Genomic DNA, 22,850 nt, shown 5'->3' on the forward strand with positions numbered 1-22,850 from the left:
GGGGCACGTACGGTCTGCCGATACCCGAGGCCCGGCACTGGCCCTGGATACCTCGGCAGGCTCCTTCGGAACCATTCATAGCCGGCCCGTTCCGCCGTCGAGCCCGGTACTCCCCGGGCTTGTCGGTGACGGCGGCCCGGCAGAACGGAGTCGCTCCGTGTCTCCCCTGCTCCCGGCCCACCGCCGCTCCCGACGGCTGCGTCTGACCGCCCTGTTCGGCGGGCTGCTGCTCGCCCTGTCCGCCCTGCAGGCCGTCACCCCTGCCGCGGCGGCCGGCGCCCAAGCGGTCACCCTCCAGCTGTTCGGGCCGGTGGACTCCGCCGACCCGGTACAGGCCGGCACCCCCTACACCTACACCTACGCCCTCACCGGCGCGGACTCCGCGGTCTCCAACGCACAGTCCTCCCTGACCCTGACCGGCGCATCGGCCACCATCACCGGCGCCACCGCCACCGGCGGCGCCACCTGCACCTTCACCGCCACCACCGCCAACTGCAACCACGGCACCATCGACCTCGACGATTTCGGCACGGCCAACATCACGGTCGTGCCGAACGCCGCGGGCACCGTGACCGCCAACGTCACCGGCACCGCCTCCGAAGCCAACGACGTCAACGGCTCCCAGTCCACCACCATCACCGCGCCCGCAGCCGCCGATCTCGCCGTCGACGTCACCGCGCAGCCCCACCTGGGCATCCTGGTCCCGTACCTCACCTACACCCTGAACGCCCACAACAACGGCCCCGCCGCCGCGACATCCGCCACGATCACCGCGAGCCTCCCCACCGGCGCGAGCGCCACCCACCTCTCCTCCGGCTGCACCACCTCCAGTGGCACCGTGACCTGCACCTACAGCACGATCGCCAACGGCGCCGACAGCGCGAAATCGTTCCGGGTCCCTCTGCACCTCCTGTCCCTCGGCCAGGTGACGGTCACCGGCACCCGCACCGCCTCCGCACCCACCGACAACAACACAGCCAACGACACCGACACCGCCACCTGCACCGTCGTCTCCATCATCCTCACCACCTGCCCATAGCCCCTGCCCACACCCGGTGGACCGGCACCCCCCATCCGGCGACCCGGGCCCCGGCCACAGGCCGGCCGCGCAGCCCGACACCACCAACCCGCCCGGCTTCGACATCGGTGCGGAGCTTCTTCAGCGCCCGCACCGACGTCAGGTCGACCGCCTCCCCGGGTTCGGCCTCCGGCTCCCGGCCGTCATCGTGCCCGGGGCCGGCCCCCGGCGCACGACCCGATGCCGTAATGCAGTCAGGCGCCTCGGCGGTGTCCAGGACGCCCCAAGGGACCTAGCAGACCGGAGAGCCTGGTGTGGCGCACAGGGCGAACAGATCACCCCATGAGGTGACTGTGCCGCTAAACAGACAGGTCCTGGGGCATGGCCATGGAGACCGCGTCATCAGAAGCGGCTGAACCCCGGTGCCGTGCGGTCCGAAGGGATCGGCGTGGCCGGTCACTGAGCCTGCTTCCTCGTGAAAGTCACTGGTCAAAGGAGGACCGGGGCAGGGCGAGCCGGGGTCTCGTGCCAGGTGGGGGGATCCCCTGGCAGATGATCGTCTGCCAGGCAAGGAGCTCGCCGGAACGATGCACCGTTTCACCCACTGTCTCGTACTGTCCGCGCGCCCGCAGGATCGGTGGGAGTTGACGGGCAGGAGGGTGCGGGCTGCCGGTGCGTGGCCCGCGCCCCGGCTGGGCGGCGACCCGCATGTCATGTGCCTGTTTGTTCCGCGAGTCCTGGACCGGCGTCTGCCGGTGAATCGAAGGGAATCTCATGACCAGAGGGAAATATCGCTCCCCGTGGGCCGCCGCGGTGACGGCGGTCTTCACCGCTGTGGCGCTGCTGGGTGTTCCTCAGGCGGCTCAGGCCGCTCCGGCGACGTCCACGAGCCAGTTCACCACGGTGGAGGTGTCCACGACCACTGCCGCTCCCGGGGACCCGGTCACCTTCACCCTGACGATCGACAACACCTCAGGATTCGACGAGGACGCCGCCATCTTCATCGGCGCCGACGCGAACCTCTTCGACGTCCCCGGCACCTGCACCGTCCTGGTCGGCGCGCCACCCGTGGATTGCGAAGTCTTTGACGCCGGAAGCTCAGTCGGTCTCTCCGCCGGCGAACTCGAGGACGAGGAGTCCGTGAAGGTCGTCATCAGCACCACGGTCGCCGACGACGCACCCCCCGGCACGCACACCCTCACCCCGGCACTGGGAATCTCGGGCGAGGACAACACCTACACCCCCACCACGCTGCCGTTCACCGTCACCGGCGAAGCCGACATCACCGTCGGACTCACCGCCACCACCACGCCGCTGTCCGGCGCTATCAGCTACGCCCAGACCGCCACCAACAACGGACCCTCCATCGCCACCGGCGGCACCGTCACCACCCAGCTCCCGGCCCAGACCACCAGCGTCACCAACCTCCCCGGCAACTGCTCCTACAACGGCACCGCCAAGACCGTCGCCTGCACCCTCACCAACCTCGCCGACAACGCCACCGCCACCAACACCTTCACCGCCCGGCTCGGCCTCCTCTCCCTCGGCCCCCTCCCAGCCACCGCCACCCGCACCACCAGCACCCCCACCGACCCCAACCCCGCCAACGACAGCGCCACCACCTCCTGCACCGTCATCACCGGCCTGATCATCCTCTGCTGACCCACACCCCGGACCAGCACCCCGGGCCCGGACGCCGCTCAGCTCCGGGCACAGCACCCGGAGGAGCCGCTGGGGTCAGGTCCTGGTGCGGGACCGGCGAGGACGGCCTCGGCGCCCAGAACCGGGCTGTCGCGCTCTCGGACGGCGTGGAGCATGCTCTCCGCTGCCGACCGGGCCCCATGCTTCGTCAGCGCGGCAGCGGACGGCGGCTGGGGCCGCCCGGGTCGCGGCCGTGGGCCCGGCGCCGCAGCAACTGCTCATCTTCACCGGCTTGGCCGGTATGCCGGGGGTGGGTTCGCCGAATGAGCTCGGTCAGAGGTTCGCGTCCAGGAACTCTTCGATCTGGCCTCGGGAGAGGGCCCCGATCCTGGTGGCCACCACCGCGCCGCTCTTGAACAGCAGCAGAGTCGGGAGATTGCTGACGTTGTAGGTGGGAGGGGTGGCGGTGTTGTGGTCGGTGTTGAGCTTGGCGATGACGAGCCTGCCCTCGTACGCGCCGGCGATCTCGTCGAGCGTGGCCGCCACCATCCTGGACGGGCCGGCCCACTCCGCCCAGAACTCGACCAGCACCGGGCCGCCGGCTGTGAGCACCTCGGCCTCGAAGGAACGGTCGGTCACATCATGGACCCTGCTCATCGAATCTCCGCCCGCTCGTGATGTCGGCACCGCGAATCTGCCCGCTCCCGGCCACACGCACACCCGGCCGCGAAAACACGGCGGCGAACGTCGCGCCGCAGACCCCGCCCGGCAGATCACCGGTTCGGCGGAAGGTGAGGACAACGCATGAGGTCTGTGGTCGGAGGCCCTGCGGGCAACCTGTTCAGCCGACCGGGCACTTCCTCGGCAGGGCTGTTCATGCCGGCGCCCCCTGTCCGCGCGTCCTGATCGGCCACATCCAGCGGTGCCCCGATCCTCCGGGGCGGTCGAGATGATCAGCGCCCGGCACTCTCACCGGGGGCGTTCCTCACCGGGCCGCCCTCTCCTGCCGACCGGGGAAGGAAAGGACGGCCCGGGCCGCAGGGAAATGCGGTCAGGTGCAGTTGATCAGCAGCGGGGTGGTGGCGGTGCAGGTGCGGGTGGCGCTGTCGTTCCCGGGAGTCGGGTCCGCCGGGGTACTGGCGGTGCGGGTGGCAGCGAGGGTGTAGGGGGTTCCCAGGCTCAGGAGTGCGACGGGGACCCTGAAGCTCCGCGTCACACTGTCCCCCGGGGCGACGGTGGTGAGCGCGCACTCGGCGGTCCGGCCGGTGACGGTGCAGTCGGGGCTGGTGGTGCCGGAGACCGGGAGCTCGGCGGTGAGGGTCGCCGAGGTGACCGGGTCGGGGCCGTTGTTGGTGGCGGTGAGGGTGTAGTCGATCCGCCCGCTCAGTCCGGGCACGGGCCGAGCCGTCAGCGCGAGGCCGAGGTCGGCGGAGGCCGGGGTGGGCGGGGTCACCAGCACGACGTCGAAGGGGTTGCCCGTGTTGATCCGGGCGGTGACGGTGTTGGTGGCCGCGTCGATCAGGGAGAGGGTCCCGCTGGTGTTGCCGGTGGCGTAGACGCGCTTCCCGTCGTCGCTGATGGCGAGGTTGGAGGGGCGCGGCGGCAGGGCGATCGAGCCGGTGACCGTGCGGGTCGCGGTGTCCACCACGGCCGCGGTGGCGTTGCCGTTGCGGGCGGTGTAGGCGCGGGCGCCGTCGGGGGTGAAGACGGTCTCGAACGGAGCGCCGCCGGTGGGCACGGTCCCGGTGAAGGTCCCGGTGGCGGGGTCGAGGACGTTCACGCGGTTGTCGCCGGCATGGGAGACGTAGGCGCGGGTCCCGTCGGGGGTGAACGTGATGTCCCGGTTGCCGCCCGGCGCGGGGATCGCCGGTTCGAGGGTGTCCGTGGTGGTGTTGAAGACGGTGATGCTGCCGAACTGGGACAGATACAGCCTGCTGCCGTCCCGGGACAGGGCCGCGCCGGTGGCGGCGGTGTCGATCGCGTGGGTCGCGGTGACCGTGTGCGTGGCGGTGTCGATCACCGACAGGGACTTGTCGTTGAAGTTGTTCACGAAGGCCCGGCTGCCGTCGGCGGAGAAGACCGGCAACTGGGGGCTGCGGCCGACCGGAACGGTCGCCACGACGGACCGGGTGGCGGTGTCGATCACCGAGACGGTCCGGTCGCCGCCGCTGTTGGCCACATACACCAGCGAATTGTCCGGCGAGACCGCGAGATCGATCGGAGCGCGCCCGACCGGGATCCGGGCCAGCACCCTGCTCAGACCGGCGTCGACGACGGCGACGTCGTTGTTGCTCCGGTTGGCGACATACGCCACGGTCGGCTCGGCAGCCGCCCGTGGCTTGGCCCCTGCGGCGGGCATCTCCTGCGGACCGGCCGCCCCTGCGGGCGGCGCCAGAGCCACCGCGCCCGCCAGCAGCGCGGTCACGGGAATCACTATCAGCCTTCGAAGCGGGCGTAAGCCCCGCCGCGACATGACCTTCATCAACGCATCCCTCTCATGAAGCACACCAGCCCACCCCGGACGGAGTGGCCGGACGGTACGGCGTACCGTCCGGCGACATCTACCGCCCCAAGCCGCTCCCAACCAACCCCCACAACAGATCCATCCATACGAATGACAGGTAATCGCATAGGCGCCCGAGAGGGTGCCTTTTGTCGAGCGGAAGAACGAATCGCTGGACACCAGAGCGGGGGCGCGAACCAAGGCGCTCGGCGCACGCCGCTACTGCTGGGCTGGTTCGGCCTGTTCGTCAGGTCGCGGCACTATCTCCGCGGGTAGTGAAACAGGCCCGGCTCCGGAGGCCGTTGAGTCGATCTCACGTTTCTGCAGGTCGGCGGCCTATCTGACGTGTCGTTAGGGGTGTGGTCGCGCGAATATCCCGCCAGGTGGAAAGCTCCCTTAATGTCTATTTTTTGTAGTTTAGTCCGACCCCGTGATCCCGTGAAGCCGCTTTTCTGTGGCGGGGAAATAATCCGGTTGCCCCCTGGTGTTGCGCCTCGGTAATGATCTTTGGTAGGGGGTGTCGGAGCTGAGGCTGTTCAGCACAAAGCGCGGCGTGACGGAGGTCACGCCGCGTCTGGCGGAGGTTGAGGCGGATGTTCAGAACCTGATCGAGGCCCACATGGAGGCCATGCTCGGGGTGCGGTTCCTGGCGAGCGAGTACAGCACCGGGCCCGTCCACGGCGGGCGGATCGACTCGCTGGGCCTGGACGAGAACGGTGCGCCGGTGATCGTCGAGTACAAGCGGGCGACGGACGCAGGTGTCATCCACCAGGGCTTGTTCTACCTCGCGTGGCTGATGGACCACCGGGACGAGTTCCAGCGCCTGGTGCGTGACCGTCTCGGTGCCGGGGCCGCCGGACGGATTCTGTGGAGCAACCCGCGGGTGATCTGCGTCGCCGGCGACTTCACCCGCTACGACGTCCACGCCGTGCGCGAGCACCGGCGCGGCATCGACCTCGTCCGCTACCGGCTCTACGGCGACGATCACATCGCCCTGGAGATCGTCGCTTCGGTCGGAGGGCACGCCGGAGTGCCCCGCCGCCGGAAGGGCACCGGCACTGCGCCAGCGACGGCTCACCGGGTGGCCGAGGTGGCGATGGCGGATCTCTCGACGGCTTTGGGTGAGGTGCTGCTCGGTCTGGGGGGCGATGTCGCGTCGGTGCGGCGGAAGCAGTACACCGCCTACCGGCGACTGCGGAACTTCGTCTGCGTCCCCCCGGCGAGGCAGGACAAGCTCCTCGCCTACGTGAAGGTCCCGCCCGGGGAGGTCGATCTCGTGCCCGGGTTCACCCGAGATGTGACCGGCCTCGGGCATCACGGCACGGGGGACCTGGAGGTCCGGCTCCGGTCCGAGCGGGATCTGGAGCGGGCGGTGGATCTGTTCCGCCTGGCGTACGCCGCGGCGTAGGGGCTGGTGCCGCGTGCCCGCGGCTGGTTGTGCGGTCGTGGCTCGTGTTCCCTTTCGGACGAGGTGGGCAGGGCGTGGCGGTGGAGTAATCAATGGTCCAGGGGTTCCCCGGTTTCGCGAACCGGGGAACCCCTGCTACCTTCCGCCGCCCTGCTCCCGAGGTCTTCGTGCGCCGGCGGTGGGCGACCGCTCCCGACCGGGCGGATCAGAGTGCCGGCTGGTCGTCGGCGGTCTCCGCGCTGCCCGACAGGATCTCCCGGTCCTCGTGGCGGGTCAGGTTGATCCGGGCGGCCCGGGCGAAGGGGAAGGCGACTTCGACGAGCCGGGCGCCTTCGCGGTACGGGCGGGCAGCTCATGGATGTGCAGGGGCGTAGTGGGTGTGCCGTAGCGGATGTACCGGTCGTCGTGGTCGTCGTCCCAGGTGAACAGGTAGGGCCCATGGTCCACGGGACGGGGCAATGCGTCCGGGGACAGCCGTGGTCGTCACAGTGCTCCCGGCCGAACCATTCGGGATGGCGCGCCCTGGCGTCTGCCGTGGCGTCGTCCATGATCGCGGCCTGGGTGCGGGCGACGGCGGGGACCGGACCGAACGCCGAGGAGAACAGGCCGACCCGCCCGTCCGCGTCCACGGCCCACCAGTGGAACCGGATGCCCGCGTGGGGGTGCGTGAAGCTGGTCGGCACCGTCGTATGGCTGAGTTCAGGACGTCCTCGACAGGGCTTGTTGTGGCGGGTCGCTGCCGTGTCAGCGCTTCCTTGCGGCAGCAGGGGGGCCGGGTGCGACCGCCTGGTGGTGCAGGGACGGTCCTGTGGTGGGAGGCGTGGATCGGGGCGGGTCGGGGTTTCGGAGTCGTCGGTTGCCTTGGCCCTGGGAGAGTTCGAAGGTGAGGTCCTGCAGGAGCGGGGCGGGGGCGTGGGCGGACAGGTGGATGGCCCAGGTGGGCTGGTCGGCGGTGTTGCCGCCCCAGAGGGTCCAGGTGGGCAGGGTGCCGTTCGGGCGCTGGGCGGCGAAGGCGTCGAACCGCAGCCCCGCCGGCTCATCGGTGGGGGTGGTCCAGGTCATGCAGCGGCCGTCCGTGTTCTGTGGCCAGCCGGTGTCGGCGAGGGGACGGGTGGCCTCGGCGAGCGTCTTCTCGGTGATCTTGGAGTCCGGGCCGCGGCCCCACGCGTGTTCGGCGGCGAGGCTGTCGAGGAGGGTCCGCATGATCTCGACGGGGGTGGTGGCGGTGGCGGTGGCGTGCCAGATGCGCTCGCCGACGGGGGATTCGTAGGCGGCGACGGTCCAGGCGGTGTCGCGCGGGCCGGCTTCGTGGACGAATTCGGCCCGCAGGGTCAGGCTCTCGTGGCTGGCGACGGTCGTCTCGTCCCAGGGGCGGTACTTCTCCCATTCGCCCTGGGTCTCGAGGAACTCGCGGAGAAGGGCTTCGTGGTCGCCTGGGTCGGCGGCGTACACCGGAACGGTCTCGGTCCGCGGCGGCGATGGTTCGGCCGGCGCGGTCCCGCTCGGCGCGCCTGCCCCCGTGGCCAGCGGGTTGGCGAGTGCGGCTGCCGCGCGCTGCTCGGTCTCGGTGGCGGGGGCGGGTCCGGTGCGGACGGCGTCGGTGTAGAGGTCGTCGAATTCGCGGAGGGCTTCGGCGGTCGTGTCGTGGACCAGGGTGGTCTGGCGCAGGTGGTTCTCGCCGTGGAGGTGGATGCTCTTGCCGCCGGGGTAGGTGCCGACGGCGACGGTGGTGTGGCCGTCGTGGGCGTGGCGGTGGATGACCAGGCGGCCGGCGGCGATGTCGTCGTGGATCTTCTGGGCCTCCTGGGAGACCTCGCGGATCTCCTCGCGGGTCAGCCAGGGCATGGGGTGGTTCGCCCAGGTCCACGCGGTGTCGATGTCGTCCTGCAGGCCGGGGGTGATCTCCACGGCGGCCCCGGCGGACCGCAGCGTGATGGCGGCCTGGCCGGCGTGGTGGGGTTCCTCGTGGTCGATCCGCGCCAGGACCATGGTCACCGGGTCCAGGGGACGGAAGCCGTGACCGGCCAGCAGCGCCCGGGCGGTGTCGGCGCCCGCACCTGTGCCGGCCAGGGTGGCGGTGACCGCGTCAGGGTGGTCGGGGTGCAGGTCGAGACGGACATGGGCGATCGGGGTACGGGGCAAGCGGGATTCCTTCGTCGGGAGAGGGAGGGCTATCGGGTGGTACGCGCAGTGCCGGCAGGGGCTGTGGTGCGCAGGGGGCCCGCGCGGGCCGCGAGGGTGTTCTCCGGGGCCTGCCGTCGGGCGGGTGGCTGTGGGGCGGAATGCTGGTGGTGCCAGCGGGTACGGACGGCGGTGAGGTCGGCGAGTGCGCGGCGGCTGCCGGTGACGAGCTGGTGGACGCTGTTGGCCGGGTCGTCGGTGTAGGCGTGGATCCGCAGCCCGGCGGTGCGGGCCTGGTGGAGCAGGGAACGTCGCAGGACGCGCTCCCCCCAGTGCTCCGCCGCGCCGGCGGGGGCGGTCACCAGATCGAGCACCTCGCGCGGCGTGAGGGGCGGGAGCAGGAGGCCGTGGTGCTGGGCTTCCCACAGAACGGTGACCGGGTCGACCGCCGCGCCGCGGTGTGCGAGCTGGGCGACGCATCGGAAGAGGCTGCCGTGCAGCGGGACCGTGAAGTCGTCGGCGTGCAGCCACCGCATCCGGGACAGGACCTCCGGGTGGGCGACGGCCCCGGCCAGCAGGACGCGTTCCTCGTAGGCCGCCTCGTCTCGGCCGTTCCGTTCGGGTGGTGGTGGGGGTGGGCTGCGGGGCAGGGAGCCGGGGTGCGGGGGGAACTGGCCGGCGAGGTGGTCGAGGAATCCCGCGAGGGCGTCCGCGCCGGCCAGGGCGGTGGCGGCCGGGTCGGGCATGGTCGGCTCGGTGGTGGTCTGCACGAGGTGTTCGGCCCGGATGCGCAGGGTCCGGCGGGCGTGGTCGGCCCGGACCATCCGGGCATACGCGGGAGCGTGCTCGGGCACCGGGCAGACGCTGACCAGGGTGTGCAGGTATGCGGGCACCAGACCGGGTGTCTGTTCGCGGGCCCGGTCGTGGACGGCCGTGAGCCACACCGGCTCCCTTATGTGGGCGGCCGGGGCGGGCGGGGTGAGGCCGGTCATGGCCGCGAACACGGCACCGTGCGCCGGGCTCGCGAAGTGCCCGGGTGCCAGCGGGCCGATGGTCTTGAGCCGGTGAGGGTCGAGCAGCAGCGCGCCGAGGAGGGCCTGTTCAGCATGGTGGACCGGCGGGTCGGGCGGGACATTGTCAAGGTCGAAGTCCCCTTCGGGCGCGGTGGGTTCGGGCATCAGGCCGCTCTACCTTCTTGCTCGGGTTGATCGAGCCATTCGTAGGGTTGGATCGCCCAGGGGTACTGGGTGTGGCTATCAGGCCGCTGCCGTCTCATGGCTCCCCTGGCTTCGCCGCCCAGTACCTCACGACGACTCGGCCGCCGATTAGGAAGTGCGAACAAGTCGCTGAGTAGAGCAATGCCGGCGAGGTCGTCCGTGGCACAGACAGAACGAACACGTACGACGGGAGCACGATGAGCCGGATATGGGCGGGGATCGACAGCGGCAAGGGCCATCACCACGGCCTCGCCCTGGACGCGGACGGCAAGACGCTGCTCACGCGGCGGGTCGCCAACAACGAGCCCGCACTGCTGAAGCTGATCGGCGACGTCCTCGACCTGGCCGACGGACGTCAAGTCACCTGGGCCATCGACATGACCGGCGGCGAGCCCGCGCTGCTGCTGGCCCTGCTGATCAACCACGGTCAGGAAGTCCTCTATATGCCCGGCCGCCTGGTGAACCGGGCCTCCGACGGCTACCGCGGCGAGGGCAAGACCGACGCCCGCGACGCCTACGTCATCGCCGACCAGGCCAGGATGCGCCGCGACCTGCGGCCCATCCGCCCCGGCGACGAAGCAGCCATCGAGCTCAAACTGCTGACCGGCCGCCGGTCCGACCTGGTCGAAGACCGCACTCGCGTGGTCAACAGTCTGCGCGGCACCCTGCTGAGCATGTTCCCCGCCCTGGAACGGGCCCTGGAGGTCACCAACAGCGGCCCGCTCAGGCTGCTGACGGGCTACCAGACCCCGACCGCGATCCGCCGCACCGGCGTCGCACGGTTGGCGAAGTGGCTGGCCAACCGCAAGGTCCGCAGCGCCAGAGCCCTGGCCGAGACGGCCATCGAGGCCGCCGAGCGCCAGCACACCGCCGTCCCCGGGGAGAAGACCATTGCCAAGCTGGTCCACACCCTGGCCGAGGAGGCGATGGCCCTCAACGAGCAGATCGCCGAGATGGACAAACTCATCGAAGGCCGGTTTCTCGAGCACGAACTCGCCGACATCGTCCTGAGCGTCCCCGGCATCGGCATCGGCACCGTGCTCGGCGCCGAGTTCCTCGCCGCCATCGGCGGCAGCCTGAACGAGTTCGACTCTCCCGACGCCCTGGCGGCCTTCGCCGGCGTCGCCCCCACACCGCGCGACTCGGGCAAGGTCAGCGGCAACCTTCACCGCCCGATCGTCTACCACCGACGACTCCAGCGTGTCTTCTACACCTCCGCGCTCGTCAGCGTCCGCTACGACTCGAACTCGCGGAAGTTCTACGACCGCAAACGCGCCGAGGGCAAAAAGCATGTCCAGGCTGTGCTCGCCCTCGCCCGCCGACGCGTCAACGTCATCTGGGCCCTGATCCGTGACCGGCGGTGCTACGAGGTCGCACCGCCAGTCACGACGGCTGCTTGACAACACGATTAGGAAGCCAGGGCGAAGTCGTCGCGGGTGAAGGTCCGGCCGACGTGCGGGGCCAGCAGATGAGCCGCCAGCCGGGGCGGGACGGCGTTGCCGATCTGCGAGAACTGCTGCCCCTTGTTGCCCTGCCACGGGAAATCGGCCGGGAACGTCTGCAGAGTACCGGCCTCGGCGGCGGTGATCCGGATCGACTCCACCGCACCCCCGCCCTCGGCCTCGCCTTCCCAGACGCACTCGTTCGCCCGGTGCCCGAAGAACAACGTCCCCGCCGGCTCCTCGACGGACCGGATGGTGGCGTTGGCCTGGTTGTTGCTCCGCAGACTCCACGACCAGCGGTGCGCCTCGGCGGTGAACGTGGGCGCCGGGGCATCGGCGGGCCGGTTCTCCCGGGCACCGTGCCGCTCGACCCACCCCGATCCCTCGCGGCGGGAGGCGAGCACCAGCCCGGAGTCCCGGCGCGACGCCCAGGTGCCGCGCTCACGGGCGTCGGTCAGGGCTTTGCGGGAGCCGGAGGGGAAGGGCTCGGGGCCGCCCCCGGGGCCGCCGCCCGCGCACACGGTCGGCACCGGCCGGTCGGTGGCGCCCCAGCCCAGCGCCTCGGCCATGCTGATCCACCGTTCTCGGCCCGGCCCGAACAAGGTCTCAGGCTCGGCGCTGGCGGCGTGCGTCGGGGGCGGAGGTGTCGCGGTGCGGGTACGGGAGGCGAGGAGGATCGCCCGCCTCCGCGTCTGCGGCACCCCGTAGTCGGCGGCGTTCAGGATCCCGGTCCAGACCGAGAACCCCCAGCCGCGCAGCACCGCGGCGTACTGTTTCCACAGTGGGAGGACGTGCGGGACCTCCTCCATCGCCACCCATTCCGGCTCTCCGCTCTGGTGGAGGGCGTGGAGGTAGCGCATCGGCTCGGCGGCAAGCAGGGATCTTTCGTCCCGGCAGCTGGCCAGGAGTCGTTCACGGGTGTCGCGTCCGGCGGCGAGGTCGGCGACCGCCTGGTGGACCAGTGGCTGGTCGAGCAGGCCGAGGCGCTTGCCGGCCATGGACCACGCCTGGCACGGCGGGGACGCGATCAACCCATGTACCCGTCCGGAAAAGATCCAGGTCGGGTAACGGGCGATGTCGGTGCGGATGGTGAGCAGCCCGGCGGCGGCCCGCGTCCGGCAGGCCCACTCGTCCCATTCCAGACCCACCTCCCGGATTCCCCACCGGGAGAGAGGGACTGACCAGCCGCCTGGACCGGCGAACAAATCCAGGACGATTCTGTTCACGCGGCCTGTCCGAAGTCGTCCTGCACCGGATCGGAGCCGCGGCAGGCCCACGGGGAGCAGCCGTTGGCCACACCCTCTTCCAGCTCGGCCGCGTCCAGGCCGCCGATTTCCTCCTGGAATGCGGCCCATTCGGCAGTGGTGACGTGGTCGATCGGTGCTTCGTCGAGCGGGACACGGGAACGGTGGAGGAACGCCTGCCCCAGCAGCCGGTTCCCTGTCGCGTTCGCGCGGGCGTTTCCTTCGCGGATCGCCGCGTCGAATGCCACGACATCCGCCCACTCCTCCGGCGAATGGTCCCGGATGGCGCGCCACTGGGCGTTTCCGTGGAAGGGGCACCCCAGACACGATGATTTCGGTGTCCCGGCGAGTCCGATCGAGGTCAGGTAGCGGACGCAGTCGGCGCGGGACCAGTCCATGTCCGTGATGAGGGGGTGCCGGTTCCGCATGTACTTGACGTCGGCGTCCTTGGCCCGGTGGAACTCGTCGGTCGAGATTCCCACCCACTGCTCGACGAACACCCCTTTCGGTATCCGGGCGGGATAAGGAAAGCCGAGGAGTTCGCGGACCTGCTTCTTTATTGGTTTTATCTTGTATTCGCCGGTGCACTGCCGTCGTGTCATTCCAGGCTTGCCGTCAGTGTTGAGAATGTGGAGCGGCATGGACGCGAAACGGTGATCAGGATCGAGAGCGTCCTCGCGGATGTTGCCGGAGGAGACGTGCAGGACGGGTATTCCGGCGGGCGCGGCGATCTCCCGTTCCAGGCGGTCGAGGTGGTCGTAAACGGCTTTCGGCTTCCAGCCGGTGTCGGCAAAGATCGCGTAGTCGACCTTGGGGAGAATGCCTTGGGCGGAAAGGGCGAGCATCGCGCTGGACTGGACTCCGGCGCCGAGGGATATTGCCCGGAAGGTGGGGGTGGCGGAAATGGTGATGGGTCCTTGTGAGGTGAGGGGGATTCAGCGCTTGGCCGGAGCTGGGCGGGCAGCGCCGTGTGGGGGTGGCACCGGGGGTGTTGCCGGTGCGGTGGTGGGGGCCGAGCGGGCGGCGAAGGCGGCGCTCACGGTGCCGAGGCCGTCGGCGAGCTGGCGGGTGGAGGTGGTGGCGTCCCGGAGCCACTCCCAGGCGCCGGGCATCTGGCGCCAGTGCGCGTTGTTCCGGGCCCATTGGAGGATCTGGGCCGCGTTGTGCAACTGCTCGGCCAGTTGGGCGAGTACGGCCGCCTGCTGGTCGGTTTCGGTGGCTGTGTACGTGCTCTGCAGCAGCTCGTCGAGGGCGGCGGGGAGGGGGCCGGGGGCGGTCGGCAGCCCGTAGAGGCGGGCGTGGAGGGACTGCGCGAGGCCGCCGACGGGGCTGGTGGAGGAATCGCTGCCGAGTTCGGGGCCCGCTCGGGGGCGGACGCTGAAGCGGGCGATCACGTCGCGGGTGGCGGCGCGGGGGTCGATCTCGTTGGCGAGGGCGCGGGCGATGTCGTGGGGAGTCGGGTCAGCGGTCGTGACGGGCCTCGGTAAAACTCGGTGGGAAGAGGGGTGTTGGTCAGTGCGAGCGTCCCCGGGCAGGGGCGGAGGAGGTCTGCTCCGGCGCGGGTCTGGAGGTGGCGGGGGAGGCGGTGTCGTGGGAGCGGCTGGTCGTGGCGGCGGTGTAGTGGAGGCAGGTCGCACCGACATCGAGGTGGTGGGCGGCGTCCGCGAGCAGGCCGGCGATGACGGGCCGGGCCGAGGCACGCTGGGTGTTCCGCTGTTCCTCGGTCGGGTCGGTATAGCCGGGGAAGGGGGCACCGTCGTAGGGCAGCTCCATGAGCGCGCGGGTCAGGGCGACTGCCGCGCCGGACGCGGAGGCTGCCGCCGCGGCGATGGTGCTCAGAGGGTGTCCCGGGCCCAGTCGGTGATCTGGCCGGCGTAGGCGGCGTCGCCCCAGGCCAGGGTGATCTCGGGGTGGGTCTGGTGGAGGCGGGTGAGGAGGATGCGTCCGCCGGTGGAGTCGTGGGGTCCGGCGGAGGTGACGACGACGTCGACCAGGAGGCCTTCGGAGCCCGCGGCCAGATGCCGTTTGAGGCCGTTGATGAGTTTGGCGCCGCCGAAGCCCCGGGTCGCGTTCGGTACGGTCTCGGTGCCTTTGACGGTCTGGGCGTCGATGATGATCCGTACGGGCCAGGGGCAGCGGTGAGCCCTCAGCCGGAGGAGGCGGCGGAGCCGGTCGAGGATCCGGGCGACGACACTCGGCGAGGGAGCGGCGCTGCTCTTCCTCTCGGGCGACTTGACGGTCGAGAACGTCGTGGTCGGCGTACCGGGGTGACGGCGGCGAGGACCAAGCGGCCGAGATCGGCTGGTTCGAGCGCTTCGAGGAGCTGTCTCTCTTCCGTTTCAGCTGGTCACAAGGCTGGGTTGGTAGAGGCCGTGGGGGATCCGTCGGGGGTGGTCGTCCGGGTGACGGCGAAGCGGTCGGCTCACACGCGTGTGCTTCTGCAGTCCGTGCGGCTGGGACGGGGCCGTACAACCGTCCTCGGGTTCATCCGAAGGAGATGCGCGCGCGGCCGTCTCACCAGGAGCTTGTCTCGGCATACTTCATATCTCCGCACCGGGGGCCGGGGTTTTCCCTTTGTGCCGGAACTCGGATGCGGCTCCGTGCCCTTCTTCCTCTGGAGAGTGAGCGCTTATGTCTCCTGCCATGTCGCGGTCTGCTGCGGTCCGTGGCGGCCTCGCGCTGGTCGCCCTCGCTGTTCTCGGGCTCGGTACCGCACCCGCCGCCGGAGCCGCTTCGGCCTCCGGACCTGCTTCGGCCGAGGCGTCCCAGCGGTCCGCGGCCTCGCAGGCCGGCGGCGCCTACAACATCCGCGCGGTCCACTCCGGAAAGTGCATCGGCCCCGCCGGGAGCAGCAGCGGCTGGAATGTCCCGCTCGTGCAGCAGCCCTGTGACGGGCGTGCCTCCCAGCGCGTGACTCTGCGCTTCTACGGCAACCATCATGGGGCGGACTACTTCGCCTTCGTCACCGACTCCGGTTACTGCTGGGGAGACACCGCGAGGTTCCAGCCCGGTGTGCCGGGGCATGCCAGGGGCGCGGAGATCCGCACCCGCACCTGTGACGAGTACGGGTGGAAGCACAACGCGTTCAGCCTCCGGAGCTACCACCCGTGGGGCGGGTACCAGTTCGCGGAGTACCAGTCACCCGACGAGATCACCACGAACAACACCCTCCAGGTCTGGGGAGAAGGCACCGCGGACAATGTGGGCGTCGTCTACTGGCCGGCCCAGAACCCGGGCACCGGGGCACGGCACGACACATTCGAACTCCTCCCGGCCTGACCGCCCTCCGGGCTCAAGGGACCCCGGGCTGCACATCTTCCGCAGGGTGGACGGTTGCCCCCACTGCGGCCCGCGCTGGCGATTGCGCCTCCCTCTTCCCCGTTGCCGATATCTGTGCGGTGGCGGGGAAACTCTGTCGCGGGGCCGGTGGCCACAGCCCGGCAGCCACAGTGCCGTCATCCCACCTCGTGCGACGGGAACAGGGGTGGCTCTTCTGCGCCGTCGGCGCGGTCGCCCGAACGAACCCCGGTCCCGGTCCCGGTGGTGTGCCGGCTGTGCCCGGGCCTGGCGGCGGACGACAGACCGGGCCCGGCGCCGGGGTACGGCGGCAGGCCCGGGCCGGAAAGCGGGGACGGGGTCAGGGTGGTGTCAGGCGGGCAGGAACTCGAAGGTGTCGTTGCGGCCCCCGCCGCCGTACCAGTTGCACGGATGGTGGATCAGACGCGCGTAGTCGTTCACATCAGCGTTGTAGACGTGCCAGCACTGGACCGCTGTCGTGTGGTCCGGGTGCTCGTAGTGCCTGATCTGGTACCCGTCCCAGGGATGGCCCTTGGTGATCGTGTACGCGAAGCCGAACCACTTCAGGCTATGGCAGCCGCGCGCGGTGACCGGACTGAAGAGGGGTGAGCCGGCAGAAGGAACGAAAGTGATCCAGACACCGTCAGCGAGGCACAGGTCCTCGGAGGTCATGAAGGCGAAGGCATTCGGGGCACCGAAGCTACCGAAGCCGAGGATCCTGATCTTCTGGGAGGTGCGCCCGTCGCAGGGCTGCTGCTCGACCGGGATCCGGTCGTGCCTGCCCTCCACCCGGGCCAGACACTTCCCGGAATGCACCGCGCGAATGTAGTAGAGACCTCCGTCGACCGGCTGGACCGGATCCGCCAACCGCGGTGCAGCGGCGGCAGTGGGTGTCGCTGCGGCGGGGGACGCTCCGGCGGTGGGGGCCGCGGTGAGAGCGAACGCGGCGAGCGCGGTCAGGGCGAGACCGCCACAGACCGCCCGCAGACGACGGGGCAGAGCAGCAGACATGGCATCACTCTCCGAACAACAGGGGGTGGGGGACGGCGCGGCCTCCGGCCGGGGAAGATGGCACCGCCCGCCGCCGCGCTGATCAAAGTATGAAGCGAACAACCCGGCCCCGGTGGGGCACGGAAGGGTCTCGTCCGGGTGAATCCGGGACGGGCGTACGACCTTCCGGCCGGCCCGGCGAACACCCCACGCCCCCGGCTCAGGAAGCCCGTTGGCCACCGGTCCACTCCGCCCGGACACCCCTTCTCCGCGATCCCCCAGTGCGGTCCGCGGCAGCGATGACCGATCCACCATCAAGGGAAGGGGTGGAGGCGCTCGTGCCCCGGGCGGGTCCGCTCGGCGGTCCTTCATCACCCTCATGCCCCGCAGCCCGGCCAGACCCGCCCGGCAGACCACCGGGCCATGACCGGCCCGCACCCGCAGCAGAGCTTCCGCGCCACCGCACGGACACCGGTGACAGGGAAGAAGGAAGAGGAGGAATACGCGCCGACCCTCACGGGCCGCCGCACACCAGGGGTCGACCGGCCACCCTCCGGAAAGGGCTCAAGCGCAGGCGCCCCGGGATCGGAGCACGGTCAGACCGGAATGAACTCGAACGTGTCGTGCCGCGCCCCGGCACCACGCTGCTGCCTCGGCCAGTAGACGATCTTCGCGCCGTCACCCTTGCTTTCTTCCCAGATCTGAAGGGTGTTGTCCGTCCACATCTCCCCGCGCCCCCGGTACTCACCGAACTGGACCCCGGCCCACGGGTGGTACTCCTCCAAGGTGAACGCGTGCGACTTCCAGGAGGTGTTGTAGCAGTTCAGGGTCCTGATCTGCGTGCCGAGGGGATGCCCTGGCACAGGAACCAACCCAGCACCTGACCAGCAGTGACCGGAGTTCGTGCGGATGCCGGAGTACTCGACTCCGTCCGAATCCCTGCCGAAGTCGAGCACCCAGACGCGCTGGGAGGGGCGGCCGTCGCAGGGCTGCTGAACGATCGGAGCGCCCTCGCCGTTGCTGTCGAACTCGGGGCCGAGGCACTTTCCGGAGTGGACCGCGCGAATGAGGTACTGCGGGACCGCCGCCCGCTGGGCCGCCGTGGTCGGAGCACCGCCGGCGGACGGTGCGGCACCGGCAGTGGGTGCGGCACCGAGCCCGAGGACCGCGAGAGCGATTAGCGCGAGGCCGCCGCGGGCCGCACGTAAACGGGGGGAAACAGGAGACATGAACGCTCCAACAAAGTGAGGGGGGAGGGAAGCCGGGGAGGTGCACCCGCAGAGGAGGCCAACTCGCCTCCCCTGCCGCGCCGATATGAAGTATGACGAACGAAACCCCTGATGAGAGAGGGCGCGGGAGGACCTCGTCCGGGTGAACCCGGGGACAGGTGTACGTCCCCGTTCCAGAAGTCGGCGAACCCCGACACACCGGCCGGCTGGTCGTGAAGACCAACCGCAACGTCGTGCTGTACACCAAGGAGGAAGCCATACTGGGCGAGGATCTCGGTGCCTGCGGTGCCTGCGGTGCCTGCGGTGCCTGCGGTGCCTGCGGTGCCTGCGGTGCCTGCGGTGCCTGCGGTGCCTGCGGTGCCTGCGGTGCTGCGGGCGGAGGCGGTGACCAGGCCGTCGGCGACGGTGATGCACACATCGGCCTTCTCCGGGCCGGGGTGGGGGCGGCGCGTGGTCCAGGACAGGTCGGCGAAGTCCATGGTGTGGGCGAGAAGCCCGTACAGAGCGGCACCGGCGCGCTCGTGATTCTCCGCCGCCGGCTGGCCGGGCGGGAGGAGATAGAGGGCGCGGCCCTGGTGGGCGCGGGCGGTAAACCCGGCATCGGTCAGCGACTGACGCGCCTCGCGGGGGAGGCGGCGGTTGAGGACGGCGAAGGTCCAGCCGTCGTCGGTGGAGCCGGCGAACACGTCGTGGTGATCGATGAAAGCCAAGTCGTCCCTTCGAACAGAGCAGGTCACGGGTGGGCTACGCGGCGAGGCCGTGATCGCCGGGCGCGTGTTTGGCGACGGCGCGGGCGGTGATCGCCTTCGAGGCGCGGGCGGATGCGGCGGACAGGGCGTCGGCGCCGGGCTCCAGGTACCAGGGACGCAGATCGAGCATCGCCGCGCGCATGCCGGTGCCGAACAGGAGCGCGGTGCCCTTGGGCAGCGCCCGGATCGCGTCGGCGGGCAGGATCCGTTCCTGCCGCATGCTGATGCTTGTGGAGGTCCCGGAGTCGGACGTGGAGGTGGACTTGGTCTCGACGTCGTGGTCGCCGATGAGGCGGGAGAGCTTGTCGGCGAAGTCGGGGTCGTCGATGCCGGAGCCGATGACCTTGATGGTGGAGGCGGACCACATGGCGTCCATGCCCGCGTCGCCCCAGACTTTCTGGCCTTGGCGGTAGGACTGGAGGATCGTCATCGGGATGATCCCCCGGGACCCGAGGTGGGAGTAGAGGTCGGGAAGATCACTGATCTTGCAGACGTTGGCTGCCTCGTCGAGGATCGCGAGCATCGGGGGGTCGAGGCGTCCGCCGGCGCGTTCGGCCTGGGCGGTCGCTGCCCGCATCACCGAGTCCGCGCAGGCGGCGATGAGCGCGGATGCGCCGCCTCCGCCGTCCTTCGACAGCAGGTAGAGGGTGTCCTTGCTGGTGACGAACTCGGCGGGCCGGAATTCGGGGATGTCCTTCTGGGGGGTGACCCAGCGGGCGATCTCGGTGTTGAGGAGGGCGGCGGCGTACTGGCGGGCGGTCTCGTAGATGCCGTCCCTGGTTTCCGGAGGGCCCTCCACGGTGCCCTTGAGCTGGGCGGCGACGGCGGCGAATCCGTGATCACGGAGAATATCGAGGGGCCGGCGGTCGGCGGGGAAGGCCAGCCACTGCATCACGTTGGTGATCGGCCGCTCGTCCAGGGCGGCGGCGAGGAAGAGCTGGGACAGGATGTTGCTGCCGGCCTTGGACCAGAAGTCGCCCTGCTGGGAGGCGTCCACGGACGCGGCGAGGAAGTGCCCGGCCAACCTGCCCGCGCCGTCGAGGGACTTCGCGTCCGCGAGCGGATTCCACCACATCGTCCGCTCGGCGTGAGCGATCTGCTGCGGGTCCATCGACCACACCCGCCCCACCGCCGACCGGGCGTCGAGCGTGGCGGTATAGGCGTCACCGGCTGCCTTGTTGGAGGTGAGGAGGACGGGTCCGGGAGCGGCGAGGATGGAGGGGATCGCCAGGCTGGTGGTCTTTCCGGAGCGGGGGGCCATGATCGCGACGGCGACGTCCTCGTACCCCATCCGCACCTCGGTCCTGGTGCCCTGGAGGTTGCCGAGAAGGATTCCGGTGTCGGCCGGGGCGATGGTTTTCGCGTCCTTGAGGCTCGGGCGCAGGGAGCGGGCCTTGGCGGTGATGGCCTTGGCGAGCAGCGGCTCGATGTCCTTCGCCTTCGCGGTCCCGCGGACCTTCCGGCGGCGCCCGCCGCTGTTTCTGTGGCGGTTCCAGGTGACGGCGGCGATCATACCGAGGACGATGAGGAAGGCGATGGGGACGATGCGGGTCCCGACGAGCAGGGACGTTTCTCCCAGGCTGGGCCAGAGCTGTTCGGGGTGAAGGAGGGCGTCGGCCGGCTGGTAGGGGGCCTGGGGGCCCGAGCCGGTGAGCCAGGCGGTCGCGTTGCCGCTGAGCCAGGCGAGGTTGGCGAGTGGCACGGCGACGGCGAAGGTGCCGAGGAGCGCCTTGAAGGCGAGGTCCGTGCCGTCGCTCGACGAGGTGGAGGGGGTGCTGGGCAAGCGGTGGTCCAAACGCGAATGTGGGGTCAGCGGGTGCGGCGGTGCGGCGGCGGCACACGTGGTGCCCGCGGCCGGGTGGCTGCCGGAAGCGGGCGCGGGGCGGTGAGCTGCTGGACGCGCTGCTCCAGCGCGCGGGCTGCCTCGCCTGCGGGGACGTCACGCCGGGTGGTCTGGGAGCGGCTGACGGCGGGAGGGAGGTTGAGAGGGTTACGGGCCAGCGGTGCGGGGTCGGAGAGGGCGCGGGTGAACCCGGCGACGAGATGCGGGGGCGTGTGCTCACCGAACCAGGCCCGCCACAGGGGGATGCCGTTCCTCCGTTCCAGGGTCGTGACGAGCCAGCCCTCAAGCGTCTTCTCGGGGGCGTGCATGATCGTGGTGAGGCCGTCCGGGGATGCGAGACCGCTGACATGGGGCCTGGGGGTCCAGCCCTGTTCCAGCAGTAGGGCGTACGGGTCCGTGTCGGCCGGGGCGGTGGCTGGCCGGATCAGGGCGTCGGTGAAACCGGCGATGATCTCGACCGGTGTCCGGGCGCCGAAGGTCGCGGTCCATGGCGCTGCGGCGCTGGTCCGCGTGTGCTGCGCGGTCCACCACATGAGGTCGTCGGGGTCGGGCTCCAGGCGCAGCATCGTCTGCTGGTCGGGGCTGGACAGCAGGACGCGCGGCTGCAGTGGGTCGTGGCCGTGGCTCCACCTGCCGGCGCGGTGGAGGGGGACCGTGACCCAGCCCGGGTCTCCTCCGCCGGCCACAGCGCGCGGGGAGACCAGAGCCTGCTTGACGGTGATCTTCTCCGTCACCGGCGGGCTGCCGGGGTGTTGGAAGTGCTGGTCACCGGCGGGACCGGGGCAGTGGTTTGCAGCCCGTTCCGTGACGGTCCGGCGGCGGCGCGGATGTCGAGGATGGTTTGGCCGTGCAGGGCCCACAGTTCCAGGAGTGGCCAGGCCGCCGCATCCCGCTCGGTGGCGATGGTGTCGTATGCAGGGGTGCCCGGCCGGGCGTTCGGCGGCAGGCGGTCCAACTCCGCCTCCCAGGAGCCGCGGACGGCGTCGAGACCGTGGGTGGCCGAGGTGAGGATGCCGAGCTGGGAGACCCAACCCGGACGGGCGCCGGATACCTGAGGGAGACGGTTCTCGGCCGAGGCGACGAGCCGGGCGGCGAGCAGGGAGACCGGCTCGTACGCGGCCCAGGCGGCTGTGGACCGCTGCTGCTCGGCCAGCCGGTACGCGTCATCGTCGTACGGCCGGCCGCTTGGATCGGTGCGGTTCTCGGTATAGGACTCCCACGCGCCCTGGAGCTGGGTCATGCGGGCGAGGAACTGGGCGAGCAGGTCGTCGGGCCGGGGGTCGGTTCGAGGGGACTGGTGGGGGATGGTGGTTACCGGGCCTGTCGTACGGGGGCGGAGGGGACGGGAGGGGCTGGTGCGGGGGCGGTGGTGAGGGCTTTCCTCGCCTGGCGGCGGGCGGCCCGGACCTGGGCGCGGACCGTGTCGATACGGTCGCGGTGGGCCCGGGCATACGCCTGCGGGGTCACGCTGCTTTTGGTGCGCCGGGCGCTGTAATGCCCTTCGTGCCCGTGGCGTTGGAGGGGAGCTGTGTCGGTCAGCGCCGAGACGAGGCCGTGGACCAGGTGTGCAGGTGGGGTCTGGGAGAGCCAGGCGGTCCAGACCGGCGGGCCGTACTTGGGGTCGGGGCGGACCTCGATCCGCCACACGGGGGTCTTGTCGATCTCGGCACAGATCGGCCGCTTCTCGATGTGGACCGTTCCGCCCGGGGAGCGTGCCTCGTCGCCGTCGGGGAGGCGGGTGTGGGTCCATCCGGCGGTGGTGAGCACGTCCCACACCTCGGGCAGGGCCGTTCTGGGCGGCGGGAGGAGGAGAGCGTCGGTGAAGCCGGCCAGGATCTCGGCGGGGACGGGCCCGAAGGAGGCGTACCAGTGCTCCCCGGGGGCCCTGCTGCTCAGGTGCCAGCCCTGGCGGGGCGTCCCCGGCAGTGGGGTGTACCGGAGCTGATAGCGCCGGTCCGGGCTTATGAGGTCGACCACCGGCGCGAGCGGATCGGACTGGACCGTCCATCCGGCGGCGGCCAGGGCGTGGGTGACGTGCCGTGCGTCCCCGGGGCCCGCCAGATACCGGGGCGTGATGTCGTCGAGGAAGCGGTTGTGGTCGGCGGCGAAGAGGTCCAGTTGCTCGCGCTTCAGCAACAGGACCGCCTG

The 22,850-nt window shown here is 70.7% G+C and carries 21 protein-coding genes; 5 read left to right on the forward strand and 16 right to left on the reverse strand.

Annotated elements, in window-relative coordinates; all coding sequences use genetic code 11:
* Window positions 1–157: 157 nt before the first annotated feature.
* Together ACF089_RS22870 and ACF089_RS22875 are read left to right on the forward strand one after the other, a co-directional pair.
* Complete coding sequence (locus ACF089_RS22870) at window positions 158–1,039, forward strand: hypothetical protein (protein ID WP_392029364.1); 882 nt, start codon at window positions 158–160, stop codon at window positions 1,037–1,039.
* Window positions 1,040–1,792: 753 nt separating this feature from the next.
* Window positions 1,793–2,680, forward strand: a complete 888-nt coding sequence (locus ACF089_RS22875) for a hypothetical protein (RefSeq protein WP_392029366.1) — start codon at window positions 1,793–1,795, stop codon at window positions 2,678–2,680.
* 312 nt (window positions 2,681–2,992) lie between these two features.
* On the opposite strand, the gene ACF089_RS22880 is transcribed toward ACF089_RS22875, so the two are convergent.
* Both ACF089_RS22880 and ACF089_RS22885 read right to left on the reverse strand, forming a co-directional pair.
* Window positions 2,993–3,316 carry a thioredoxin family protein gene (locus ACF089_RS22880; protein WP_392029368.1) on the reverse strand — a complete coding sequence of 108 codons (324 nt, stop codon included), beginning with the start codon at window positions 3,314–3,316 and terminating at the stop codon, window positions 2,993–2,995.
* A 394-nt stretch (window positions 3,317–3,710) separates the two neighbouring features.
* The gene (locus tag ACF089_RS22885; RefSeq protein ID WP_392029370.1) at window positions 3,711–5,084 is read right to left on the reverse strand and encodes a cell surface protein; all 1,374 of its coding nucleotides are present in this window, start codon (window positions 5,082–5,084) and stop codon (window positions 3,711–3,713) included.
* 595 nt (window positions 5,085–5,679) lie between these two features.
* On the opposite strand from ACF089_RS22885, the gene ACF089_RS22890 reads away from it, so the two are divergent.
* Window positions 5,680–6,570 (forward strand): DUF5655 domain-containing protein, encoded by an 891-nt coding sequence (locus ACF089_RS22890; RefSeq protein ID WP_392029371.1) that lies wholly within the window; start codon window positions 5,680–5,682, stop codon window positions 6,568–6,570.
* A gap of 744 nt (window positions 6,571–7,314) precedes the next feature.
* On the opposite strand, the gene ACF089_RS22895 is transcribed toward ACF089_RS22890, so the two are convergent.
* A complete protein-coding gene (locus ACF089_RS22895; protein WP_392029373.1) occupies window positions 7,315–8,712 on the reverse strand; it encodes a DUF317 domain-containing protein in 1,398 nt (465 codons plus the stop codon).
* 29 nt (window positions 8,713–8,741) lie between these two features.
* Window positions 8,742–9,869 carry a DnaB-like helicase N-terminal domain-containing protein gene (locus ACF089_RS22900; protein ID WP_392029375.1) on the reverse strand — a complete coding sequence of 376 codons (1,128 nt, stop codon included), beginning with the start codon at window positions 9,867–9,869 and terminating at the stop codon, window positions 8,742–8,744.
* Between the two features lie 236 nt (window positions 9,870–10,105).
* On the opposite strand from ACF089_RS22900, the gene ACF089_RS22905 reads away from it, so the two are divergent.
* The gene (locus ACF089_RS22905; protein WP_392029377.1) at window positions 10,106–11,308 is read left to right on the forward strand and encodes an IS110 family transposase; all 1,203 of its coding nucleotides are present in this window, start codon (window positions 10,106–10,108) and stop codon (window positions 11,306–11,308) included.
* A gap of 8 nt (window positions 11,309–11,316) precedes the next feature.
* On the opposite strand, the gene ACF089_RS22910 is transcribed toward ACF089_RS22905, so the two are convergent.
* The 5 genes from ACF089_RS22910 to ACF089_RS22930 all read right to left on the reverse strand — a co-directional run bounded on the left by ACF089_RS22910 (window position 11,317) and on the right by ACF089_RS22930 (window position 14,774).
* The gene (locus ACF089_RS22910) at window positions 11,317–12,567 is read right to left on the reverse strand and encodes a DNA cytosine methyltransferase (RefSeq protein ID WP_392029745.1); all 1,251 of its coding nucleotides are present in this window, start codon (window positions 12,565–12,567) and stop codon (window positions 11,317–11,319) included.
* A gap of 5 nt (window positions 12,568–12,572) precedes the next feature.
* Window positions 12,573–13,439: a hypothetical protein gene (locus ACF089_RS22915; RefSeq protein ID WP_392029379.1), complete on the reverse strand. Its 867-nt coding sequence runs from the start codon at window positions 13,437–13,439 to the stop codon at window positions 12,573–12,575.
* Window positions 13,440–13,529: 90 nt separating this feature from the next.
* A complete protein-coding gene (locus ACF089_RS22920) occupies window positions 13,530–13,988 on the reverse strand; it encodes a hypothetical protein (RefSeq protein WP_392029381.1) in 459 nt (152 codons plus the stop codon).
* Window positions 13,989–14,106: 118 nt separating this feature from the next.
* On the reverse strand, window positions 14,107–14,367 hold the full coding sequence (locus ACF089_RS22925) for a hypothetical protein (RefSeq protein WP_392029383.1): 261 nt from the start codon (window positions 14,365–14,367) through the stop codon (window positions 14,107–14,109).
* A gap of 62 nt (window positions 14,368–14,429) precedes the next feature.
* Window positions 14,430–14,774, reverse strand: coding sequence for a transposase (locus ACF089_RS22930; protein ID WP_392029748.1), 345 nt, complete (start codon window positions 14,772–14,774; stop codon window positions 14,430–14,432).
* 463 nt (window positions 14,775–15,237) lie between these two features.
* On the opposite strand from ACF089_RS22930, the gene ACF089_RS22935 reads away from it, so the two are divergent.
* The gene (locus tag ACF089_RS22935; RefSeq protein ID WP_392029384.1) at window positions 15,238–15,873 is read left to right on the forward strand and encodes an RICIN domain-containing protein; all 636 of its coding nucleotides are present in this window, start codon (window positions 15,238–15,240) and stop codon (window positions 15,871–15,873) included.
* 369 nt (window positions 15,874–16,242) lie between these two features.
* Here the strand turns inward: ACF089_RS22935 and ACF089_RS22940 are convergent, their stop codons facing one another.
* From ACF089_RS22940 to ACF089_RS22970, 7 genes are all read right to left on the reverse strand, one after another.
* Window positions 16,243–16,707 (reverse strand): RICIN domain-containing protein, encoded by a 465-nt coding sequence (locus ACF089_RS22940; protein ID WP_392029386.1) that lies wholly within the window; start codon window positions 16,705–16,707, stop codon window positions 16,243–16,245.
* Between the two features lie 770 nt (window positions 16,708–17,477).
* Window positions 17,478–17,744, reverse strand: a complete 267-nt coding sequence (locus ACF089_RS22945) for a hypothetical protein (protein ID WP_392029388.1) — start codon at window positions 17,742–17,744, stop codon at window positions 17,478–17,480.
* Between the two features lie 314 nt (window positions 17,745–18,058).
* A complete protein-coding gene (locus ACF089_RS22950; protein ID WP_392029390.1) occupies window positions 18,059–18,820 on the reverse strand; it encodes a hypothetical protein in 762 nt (253 codons plus the stop codon).
* A gap of 34 nt (window positions 18,821–18,854) precedes the next feature.
* Window positions 18,855–20,642, reverse strand: coding sequence for a TraM recognition domain-containing protein (locus ACF089_RS22955; protein ID WP_392029392.1), 1,788 nt, complete (start codon window positions 20,640–20,642; stop codon window positions 18,855–18,857).
* A 26-nt stretch (window positions 20,643–20,668) separates the two neighbouring features.
* Window positions 20,669–21,436, reverse strand: coding sequence for a DUF317 domain-containing protein (locus ACF089_RS22960; RefSeq protein WP_392029394.1), 768 nt, complete (start codon window positions 21,434–21,436; stop codon window positions 20,669–20,671).
* Window positions 21,433–21,942 (reverse strand): hypothetical protein, encoded by a 510-nt coding sequence (locus ACF089_RS22965; RefSeq protein WP_392029396.1) that lies wholly within the window; start codon window positions 21,940–21,942, stop codon window positions 21,433–21,435. Before ACF089_RS22965 ends, ACF089_RS22960 begins: the two co-directional genes overlap by 4 nt.
* A 71-nt stretch (window positions 21,943–22,013) precedes the next feature.
* Window positions 22,014–22,838 carry a DUF317 domain-containing protein gene (locus tag ACF089_RS22970; RefSeq protein WP_392029398.1) on the reverse strand — a complete coding sequence of 275 codons (825 nt, stop codon included), beginning with the start codon at window positions 22,836–22,838 and terminating at the stop codon, window positions 22,014–22,016.
* Window positions 22,839–22,850: the final 12 nt, after the last annotated feature.

Origin of the sequence: Streptomyces sp. NPDC014894, assembly GCF_043080985.1 — a bacterium.
Taxonomy (GTDB): Bacteria; Actinomycetota; Actinomycetes; order Streptomycetales; family Streptomycetaceae; genus Streptomyces.